This window comes from Microcoleus sp. N9_A1, assembly GCF_036701795.1.
Taxonomy (GTDB): Bacteria; Cyanobacteriota; Cyanobacteriia; order Cyanobacteriales; family Microcoleaceae; genus Microcoleus.
Window position 1 is genome coordinate 63,488 of the sequence record NZ_JAUBRI010000035.1, and the last position, 7,624, is coordinate 71,111.

The 7,624-nt window shown below is 46.2% G+C and carries 4 protein-coding genes and 1 tRNA gene; 4 read left to right on the top strand and 1 reads right to left on the bottom strand.

Going from position 1 to position 7,624, the window contains the following annotated elements; genetic code table 11:
• Positions 1-103: 103 nt before the first annotated feature.
• Positions 104-3,847: a chemotaxis protein CheB gene (locus tag QUA58_RS17405; RefSeq protein WP_333395030.1), complete on the bottom strand. Its 3,744-nt coding sequence runs from the start codon at positions 3,845-3,847 to the stop codon at positions 104-106.
• Between the two features lie 1,123 nt (positions 3,848-4,970).
• Here QUA58_RS17405 and QUA58_RS17410 point away from each other — a divergent pair.
• From QUA58_RS17410 to QUA58_RS17425, 4 genes are all read left to right on the top strand, one after another.
• Positions 4,971-5,198 (top strand): hypothetical protein, encoded by a 228-nt coding sequence (locus tag QUA58_RS17410; protein ID WP_333255032.1) that lies wholly within the window; start codon positions 4,971-4,973, stop codon positions 5,196-5,198.
• Positions 5,199-5,398: 200 nt separating this feature from the next.
• Positions 5,399-5,470: transfer RNA gene (locus QUA58_RS17415), tRNA-Gly, on the top strand.
• Positions 5,471-5,524: 54 nt separating this feature from the next.
• On the top strand, positions 5,525-6,472 hold the full coding sequence (trhO, locus tag QUA58_RS17420) for an oxygen-dependent tRNA uridine(34) hydroxylase TrhO (protein WP_333255030.1): 948 nt from the start codon (positions 5,525-5,527) through the stop codon (positions 6,470-6,472).
• Positions 6,473-6,877: 405 nt separating this feature from the next.
• A complete protein-coding gene (locus tag QUA58_RS17425; protein WP_333255028.1) occupies positions 6,878-7,534 on the top strand; it encodes a glutathione S-transferase in 657 nt (218 codons plus the stop codon).
• Positions 7,535-7,624 lie beyond the last annotated feature (90 nt).

The window sequence follows — 7,624 nt, forward strand, 5'->3', positions numbered from 1 at the left end:
TATAGCGCAATTTTCAGTTTTTTTGACTCACAGTCAACAGTCCACAATCACGGATGGTACAACCGGAAACGAGATCAATTATGTCTTTGGTAAATATTAGTGTCTAACTTTCTGGGATATTTGTTCGTAGCGGCAACTTCACGGTAAACGTTGCCCCTTGTCCCTCACCTGAACTTGTTGCACCAACAGTACCGCCGTGGAGTTCTACTAAATGACGGACGATCGAGAGTCCTAGCCCCAATCCACCGTCTCTGCGAGAGTAGCTACTATCCGCTTGACGGAAGCGATCGAACACATAGGGGAGAAAATCAGGGTGAATGCCCTGGCCAGTATCGCTAATTTGGATTTGAGCCATGCCGTCAATGCAGTCTAATGCGATGTCAATTTTGCCTCCGGCTGGGGTGAATTTAATCGCGTTTGAAAGTAGATTCCACACTACCTGTTGTAAACGGTTTGGATCGCCCAATACGTTTAGTGTTAAAGGAGTTAGCCTGGATTCCATTTGAATATTTTTGGCTTCTGCTGCCAAACGAACCACCTCCATCGCATTTTTAACCAGTGGATTCAGCTCAATTTCCAAAGCATTGAGCCGAAACTGACCTGTGGTAATTCGCGAAACGTCTAAGATGTCGTCGATGAGCTGGTTTTGTGCTTTGGCGGCGCGCTCGATCGTTCTTATCGCCTCCTCGGTTTTAGCTTCGTCAAATTTTTTCAGGCGCAGCAACTGTGTCCAGCCAATTATCGCATTCAGGGGCGTCCGCAGTTCGTGAGAGAGGACGGACAAAAACTCATCTTTGACGCGGTTGGCCTGCTCAGCAGCCGCACGAGCCGTTTGTTCTTGAATCCGCAGGCTGCGTTCTGTCTCCAACTGTTTTTGCTCCGTGATATCCTCGATCGCCAACAGAATCATCTGTGTATTGCCGATGGGAGGCATTTTGCGGGCATTGAGCAGCATTATTTTATGCCCGATCTGCTCAAAGTCATGCTCGACCTCAAAATCGTGAAACTCGTTCTTTCCTGCCAGAATTTCTTCGAGGAGCGATCGCAACTGGGGAATATTCCACTGTCTGTTACCAATATCGAAGATCGAGTGTTGCTCAGTGTGGATCGGCATCACCTGAAACGTCTGGTAGAAAGAACGATTGGCGGTGATCGCCCGCAGGTCGAGATCTAAGACTAGCAACGGTTCCCGGACGGTTTCCACGATCGTTTCGGCGTAGTTTTTCGCTTCCATCAACTGCTCGCCGCTGACTTTGAGCTCGTGGATATCCACCAACATCACCACAGCCCCATCAATCTTGTGGTCGATCGTCCGATACGGTCGAATATGCAGATCGTACCAACGACCCTCTCGATCTTGAACCTCCTGAACTTTCAAATTGAGCGTGCGGATCACCTCTAAAATCATTGGCTCTAACTCCGGCACTATCAACTTGTGAGTGATGTCGCTCAAACAGCGCCCGACATCGGTAGAAATCAAGTTGAAGATGCCTTCGATTGCGGGAGTAAACCGGCGGATTCGCAGGTCGCCTCCCAGCATCAGAATCGGAATATTGATGGTGCTGAGCAGATTCTGTAAATCGTTACTCACCTGAGTCGATTCAAGATTGCGCCGCTGCAATTCGTCATTAATCGTGTTCAGTTCTTCATTGGTTGCCTGAATCTCTTCTTTTGCGGTTTCGAGTTCCTCATTTGTACTTTGCAACTCTTCGTTGTTCGACAGAATCTCTTCGTTGGCGGCTCTCAAATCTTGGTTAGCGGCTTGATGTTCTTGGACGATCGATTGCAGGTGGTCTTTTGTGGTTTTGAGTTCTTGTTGCAGCCTCGCAATCTCCAAACTTTCACCCTCTAAAGCATCGGAGTTGACTCTACCATCGTTTACAGCAGCAGGCATTGCAGGGATCGGCGGCTCGTCTTGAAACAAAATTAAAAAATAGTTTTTTGCGGCAGCGCCTGTTGGGAATGGAATCACATTAATTTTGACCTGGCGGATGATCTCCCTTTCTCTAATTTGCAAGCCAGTACGTTCGATCGGCAACTGCTGCTGCGAGGCCTGTTCAATTGCACTACGGAGTTCGAGGCGCAATCCTTCTTTTGCCATTCTCAGCAAATTCAAGCTAGCCCTACCGGGAGACGGTTCTAGGTAGGCATTCGTCTGTCCCCGAAATTGCAGAATCTCTCTGGCTGTGTTAATCACGACGCCGACAGGGGCATAGTGATTCAAAACAATGCGATCTGCCTGTTTCTCGATTTCGATTTCGTTTAAGCTTTCCGTCAACAGCGGTGGAAAGTTGATGGCTGTCGCAGGATAGTTGCTAGCAGTTAAATCCATACTGAGCCAATGCGACAGCAGTTTTTTAGTATAAATTTTGTTCTTTTTGTCGAATAGCGCAAACAATTCTGAAAAGTCACCAACTGTTTCCGAAGTGCCTAACAGCAAGAAGCCTGCGGGCCGAAGCCCGTAGTGGAAAATTGGCAGCAGCTTTTTTTGCAGCGGGGGGCCCAGATAAATCAGCACGTTCCGACAGGCGATCAAATCCATCCGGGAAAACGGCGGATCGCTGATCAGGTTTTGTTTGGCAAAGACGCAGAGTTCGCGCACCGGCTGAGCGATTTGGTATCCGCCTTCGACTCGGACAAAGAACCGATTCAGGCGCTGGGGTGAAATATGGGCGACTTGGGCCTGCGTATAAAAGCCGCGGCGGGCGATCGCGATCGCACTTTCGCTGATGTCTGTGGCATAAATCTGAATCGGCAGATTAGTAGCTCGATCTGCTAAAAACTCTAGCAAGCAAATGGCGATCGAGTAAGCTTCTTCACCGGTTGAACAGCCGGCCACCCAAATTCGGATCGGTGTTTTCGGTGATTTATCTTTAACGATTTCGGGAAAAAGTTTGCTGCTTAAAGCCTCAAAGCTTTCGGGGTCACGGAAAAAGCTGGTGACATGAATGAAAACATCGTGATAAAGCGCCGTTACTTCTGTCGGGGTGTTTTTGAGATATTCGGCATAATCCTCGATCCGTTCCAGCTTGTACAGCAACATCCGTCGCTGCATCCGCCGCTTCAAGGTGGTTTGTTTGTAGTGAGTAAAATCAACTCCTGTAGCGGCGCGCAGCAAAGTGTAGACGGTGGCGATCGCATCTTTACTTTCGCTCTTATTTTCGCTGGTGGTCGATTCTGTCGCAGGCCGATCGGCAATGTAGGGATGACGGCTGATCTCTGCTATTTTCTGGGCAATTTTTTCCGGTGTCAAGATAAAGTCTACCTGACCCGTAGCCACCGCAGTGTTCGGCATACTGCTGACTTGTGCCGATCCTTCACTTTGGGCAAAAGTAATACCGCCTGCAGCCTTAATCGCTTTTAATCCTTGGGCACCATCGCCGTCGCCCCCGGACAAAACGACGCCGATGGCTTGGTTCCCCCGTTCTGCAGCGAGGGAAACCAAAAAAGTATCGACGGACATAAATATCCCGCGTGTTCTGCCGCGAGGCGTTAGCTTCAGCACCGCTTGATCGATGGTCAGGCTGACATTGGGGGGGATGACGTATACCTGATTCGGTGCTATTTTAATCCCAGATTTCACCTCATGCACGGGCATCTGGGTCGATCGAGCCAGAATCTCTCTCAACACACTGTCCTGAGTCGGCAACATATGCTGAATTATTACAAACGCCATGCCGGTATCGATCGGCAAATGGCTGAGTAATTTGGTAAAGGCTTGCAATCCACCTGCAGAGGCTCCTATTCCGACGACTGGAAATAACTCGTTTTGATTGTTTTGTTGCTTTCCTTCAGCATCCATATCAGCTTGAGGTTTAGATTTTTTGGAAAACTTATTCTGACTCATTTTTTATACCAGATAGCTTGCTGCCAGCGTATTATCGTTATATTGTATTTGATGATATTATATATATATATATATATATTAAAATGAATAATAAGTCATCTACCTACCGATATAATATCTAGGCAAGTCGGCCTGTGTTATCAAGCGCTTTTAAAATCATTATTTTGGAGTTCCCCCTTTCCTAGCAGCGGACAAGATTGAGACGGGAAATCCCTTAAAAATTATACTGTTAAAAGTTAAGAATGAGTGAATTTTCCCGATTCTGCCAGCGTAGGAGTTCTATCAAGGTTTGCGAGCGAGTGGATTTCTCCTCAATACCCCAACTCATCAAAAAACTTCCAACCGGAATTTTGTCCGCCCTTATCAAGCAGTGGGACTCTGGAGAATCTCCGGGGAAGGAAAACAGTACAATTAAGTAGATCAACTCAAAAAAACAGCATACTCTACAAAACCGCAATTAATCTCATTTTGAGGAAGGTTGTTGCGAGCGCAAATTGGCTACCACCCCACCGATTTCAGTTGACAGTTGACAGTTGACAGTTGACAGTTGATAGCGACCTCTACCTGGAAGCAAGAGGATTGGAGTAATGAATAGTCTTCTTTTAATTTCTCCCTACAAGGGACAGGCTTTAAACCAATTCTTTCTGGGAAACTATATCGGGATAATTTTATAAGTGTTTCATCACTGCTTGTTGGGAGCATCTCATATTTGTAAAAACACTTCTTCTGACTCCTTCCTTCTGACTCTTTCCTCCTGGCTCCTGGCTCCTGGCTCCTAACTCCAATTTCTAGCTTGGCTGCTTTCATTGAGATGCTCCCTGCTTGTTGGGTCATTTGTACCTTTTTAGTCATTTTCAAGGTATCGTCGATCGGCCGTTGCCAATATTGCTCACGCTCAGCAATTGCTTCCTGAACTTCTTCTGGTGTGGAAGTTTGAGGCTGTTAATTTGCCGACATAATCTAATAACTGAATTTTTTTTAATCTTCCCAAAATCCGGCCATCCTAGCTAAAGTCGTAAAGAAAAGTAACAAAAATATATTTTAATGGGCTTAGGGAAATTAGCGAAATCCCAGCAGCGCTGCCAAGTTGTGATTCTCAAGACAGGCTGCGGGGGGAACGGCTGTGAGAAAGTGCGATTCTGCGGTGGCGCTACCGATGTTGCTGAGCAAAGTGAACGATACGGGGTTGATGGTGCGATCGTTCGTGGCGATGGGATGGCGGCATAGTCAAACTGCGGACTCAATGGCTGCGCTGTTAAAAATGATGCAGTTCGATGGCGCGATCCGAATGTGCGATCCGAAGCCGCTAACTCTTTGTCAAGGTTCGGAACCGAGGCGATTGCTGATTTAGTGGCAGGTTTTGGCCGCGATGACAATTGGCTCGTCTGCCACAGTATCATGGCTCGGTTGGGCGATCGGCTGTCGCCCAAAATTGATTGTCAAAATGCTATACTCAAAATCCGAAAATAGTTGTACAATGTTTTTCTAGTCGTTTTTTACCGATCGGCGTCTAAAGTCAAAGAAGCTGAAAACAGGTAAAAAACACTAAGCGCGGGCGTAATTCAGTGGTAGAATGTCAGCTTCCCATGCTGGACGTCGTGGGTTCGAGCCCCACCGCCCGCTTTGACTGAATTTTCATAGAAGTATGAAAATTAATTAGTGCTATCAATTCAATCTATGGCTTATTTCTTAACCGCTGCTTTATATAAGTTCGTTGAACTACCGGATTTTGCCGACCTGAAAGCACCGCTAATCGATTGTTGCAATCACAACAACGTCAAAGGCACTATCTTGTTAGCAGCCGAAGGCATCAATGGCACGATCGCAGGCTCATCCGAAGGCGTACACGCAGTGCTGGCATTCTTGCGTAGTGACTCGCGTTTTGCGGATCTGGTACACAAGGAATCTTTCTCGGAAAAAGCACCTTTTTACCGCCTGAAAATACGCTTGAAGCGCGAAATCGTCACGATGGGAGTACCAGACATTAATCCCCGCCTCATGGCTGGCAAATATGTTAAGCCTGATGAGTGGAATAAGCTGCTTGACGATCCCGATGTTGTCGTGGTTGATGTGCGTAACGACTTCGAGGTATCTATGGGTACTTTTGAAGGCGCTATTAATCCAAACACAAAAAGCTTTTCTGAGTTACCGGAATGGGCGCTGCAAGAAGCTGCTTTACGCAATAAACCCAAGGTGGCAATGTTTTGCACGGGTGGTATTCGCTGCGAGAAATCTACTGCTTTTTTGCGCTCTCAAGGTTTTGATGAAGTCTATCATCTCGAAGGCGGAATTTTAAAATATTTGGAAACGGTTCCGGAAGCAGAAAGTCGTTGGGAAGGTGAATGTTTTGTCTTTGATGAACGGGTTTCTGTGGGTCAGGGGTTAAAGCCAGGTAACTATGAACTTTGTCGCGGTTGTCGTCACCCGATTAGTCAGGAAGATAAGGCTTCTGAATTGTTTGTACTTGGTGTGAGTTGTCCTCATTGTCATGACTCCAAAACTGAAACCAAAAAACAAGCCTTATCTGAACGTCAACGTCAGATTGAGCTTGCTAAGCGTCGCAACCAAGTACATATCGGCGCGCGCTATGATGCTAAGGAAAAAGTAGATGGTGCGATCGACTAATATTATTATTCACTAAGCTTAAAGAAACCCCCTTGCTACGAAAAATCTTGTTTAGCGACAAGAAATCTACGAAGAAACTGGGTTTCTGACCCGAAAAACCCGATCGCGCGATCGACTAATTATATCGTTTCCGGTGGCATCAGAATAATAAAATCGAGTCAACAGTTAACACTCAACCATTCATACCAATTTTTTTATGATGCTGCATAGAATCAGATCCCCCCTAGCCCCCCTTAATAAGGGGGGAACAAGATTCCGCTCAAAGTCCCCCTTCTTAAGGGGGATTTAGGGGGATCGAGATATGTGCAACTTCACATTAAATTGGTATCAGTTTTTCGACCTCTCCTTCAACAGTCAACAGTCAACAGTCAACAATAATTCCGGTGCAACCGGAATTGAGATTATATGTCAGTAATATACCCAATTTTGTATTCCTTTCGCCGCTGTCCCTATGCTATGCGGGCGCGCTTGGCCTTAATGGTTAGCAATCGGGTGTGTGAGTTGCGGGAAGTTGTTTTACGAGACAAACCACAAGAAATGTTGCAGGTATCTGCCAAAGGTACGGTACCGATATTGATTGATGTTGACGGGCGGGTACTCGATCAAAGTATCGATATTATGTTGTGGGCATTGAGACAGTATGATCCTGAAAAATGGTTGATTCCAGAAAAAGGTTCGGTTGCAGAAATGCTAGTATTAATTGCTGAATTTGATGATAGGTTTAAATATCATCTTGACCGTTATAAGTACCCTGAACGTTACCCAGGTGTTGATGCCCAAGTACATCGGTATGAAGGTTCTTTATTCCTCGACAAACTCAATGCACAGTTAAGCGCCACTAAATATTTATTTGGTAACAATGTAGCATTGGCTGATATGGCGATCGCACCTTTTGTTCGTCAATTCGCTCATACCGATAAAAATTGGTTCAACCAACAGCCTTGGCCTCAGCTACCAGCTTGGTTAACAGGGTTTACAGACTCAGAAATGTACGCTAGTGTTATGCAGAAATACGCGAAATGGGAATCAGGGAATGCAGGCGTTATTTTTGGGCGATCGTAATTATCCGCAAGGATTGACACTCTCAGGGCTGAAGCCACTGAGATTCTGCGGACAAAGCAGCTTTAGGTAACACCCAAAGTTTTACTCTCG

Excerpts from the sequence above, each read along its gene's own strand:
- QUA58_RS17405 (WP_333395030.1), bottom strand. The coding sequence starts at position 3,847 with ATGAGTCAGAATAAGTTTTCCAAAAAATCTAAACCTCAAGCTGATATG.
- trhO (WP_333255030.1), top strand. The coding sequence starts at position 5,525 with ATGGCTTATTTCTTAACCGCTGCTTTATATAAGTTCGTTGAACTACCG.
- QUA58_RS17425 (WP_333255028.1), top strand. The coding sequence starts at position 6,878 with ATGTCAGTAATATACCCAATTTTGTATTCCTTTCGCCGCTGTCCCTAT.